The sequence below is a fragment of the Vibrio sp. Vb0888 genome, assembly GCF_033338835.1.
In the GTDB taxonomy this organism is placed as follows: Bacteria; Pseudomonadota; Gammaproteobacteria; order Enterobacterales; family Vibrionaceae; genus Vibrio; species Vibrio alginolyticus.
Genome location: NZ_JAWOTL010000091.1, coordinates 1 through 1,577, shown reverse-complemented (window position 1 = coordinate 1,577; position 1,577 = coordinate 1). Strand labels below are relative to the sequence as shown.

The following is a 1,577-nucleotide window of genomic DNA, read 5'->3' as shown; positions in this document are numbered from 1 at the left end:
AGGTAAAAGTTTTCTAATTTTTCTCTCGCCCATTCGGTTTTCTTTAAATACTTCACGCTACTTGCAATCGAAGGCTTGGTATTAAAGCAATTAAAACGCATTGCTGTATCTAGAATGTCCCAGCCATAAAAATCTACCAACTCTTGCAACATAGTCTCTAGCTTTAACCCATGCAGTGGGTTGTTTTGTTGCAGTTCGATTCTTTCTTCGTCAGTCATCATTTTAGGGGCCTTACTCATCAAAGGGCGGAGTTTAGCAAAGTATACATTACAGAGATATCTATAGTTAGGCGGCGATGGTTTGAATAGAAACGCCAGAAGGCCTAAGCAGCGTAGTTAAACCACTAAAGCAAAGGTAAATTGAGAGAAAACTACAAAGCCACCTTGTTTTAGGTGGCTTTGCTTTTGTCTGCGCATTGCGATTAAACGTAACTCAGCTCAGTGGCTGCCAGTTAGATAAGCGACTCAATACCGTATTTTGCTCCGTAGTTTTCAACCACAAAATCGATGTCTTTGTCGCCTCGACCTGAAAGGTTGACAAGAATCGAACCTGATTCACCTTGTTGTGCCAGTTTGATTGCGTATGCGACTGCGTGGGAAGATTCGATAGCCGGAATAATCCCTTCTTCACGAGACAACTCAAAGAAGGCGTCTATCGCTTCGTCATCGTTGATTGAACCATAGTTCACGCGTCCTATGTCTTTTAAATAACTGTGCTGTGGGCCTACCGATGGGTAATCCAAGCCACTGGCGACGGAGTGTACCTCTTGTGGTTCGCCTTGTTCATCTTTAAGCATGTAAGACTTAAACCCGTGCATGATGCCTGGCTCGCCAAGCGTTAGGGTGGCTGCGTGTTCACCCACTTTGTCCAAAGATCGTCCAGCAGGCTCGACGCCGTGGATCGCGACGTTTTCATCTTCTAAAAATGCGCTAAACAACCCCATGGCATTTGAGCCGCCACCCACACACGCGACAAGATTGTTCGGCAATTTTCCCGTCATTTCTTTGAACTGAACTCGCGCTTCGTTCCCGATGATGGATTGGAAATCGCGAACCATTTTAGGGAATGGGTGAGGGCCAACCACGGAACCAATGGCATAAAGCTGAGTTTCTGGATCTTTTAGGTACGCTTCAAAGGCAGCATCAACGGCTTCTTTCAGCGTTTTACGTCCGTGCGTGGCAGGAATCACGTTAGCACCAAGGATTCTCATACGGACAACGTTCGGATGCTCTTTGGCGATATCGACTTCGCCCATGTAAATGTCACATTCTAAGCCAACCAAAGCGGCAGCAGTCGCCAATGCCACGCCATGCTGGCCAGCACCAGTTTCCGCAATCAGTTTCTTTTTGCCCATTTTCTTCGCAAGGATGGCTTCACCTAAACAATGGTTAATTTTGTGAGCGCCAGTATGGTTCAAGTCTTCTCGCTTTAGATAAATGTCGGCACCGTATTTCTTAGATAGATTCGCGGCATGAAAAATAGGGCTAGGTCGACCGACAAAGTGTTTATAAAGGCGAGCTAACTCGTCTTTGAACTCTGGATCTTGGCAACATTCTTCATAAGCGGCGTTAATGTCT

At 45.9% G+C, this 1,577-nt stretch carries 2 protein-coding genes; both read right to left on the bottom strand.

What is annotated here, in order from left to right; genetic code table 11:
• On the bottom strand, positions 1-221 hold a 221-nt coding region (locus tag R7P72_RS24080; RefSeq protein WP_195754004.1), incomplete at its 3' end, for a VF530 family protein.
• Between the two features lie 230 nt (positions 222-451).
• A partial coding sequence (gene trpB / locus R7P72_RS24075) for a tryptophan synthase subunit beta (protein WP_318110836.1) occupies positions 452-1,577 on the bottom strand: 1,126 nt, incomplete at its 5' end.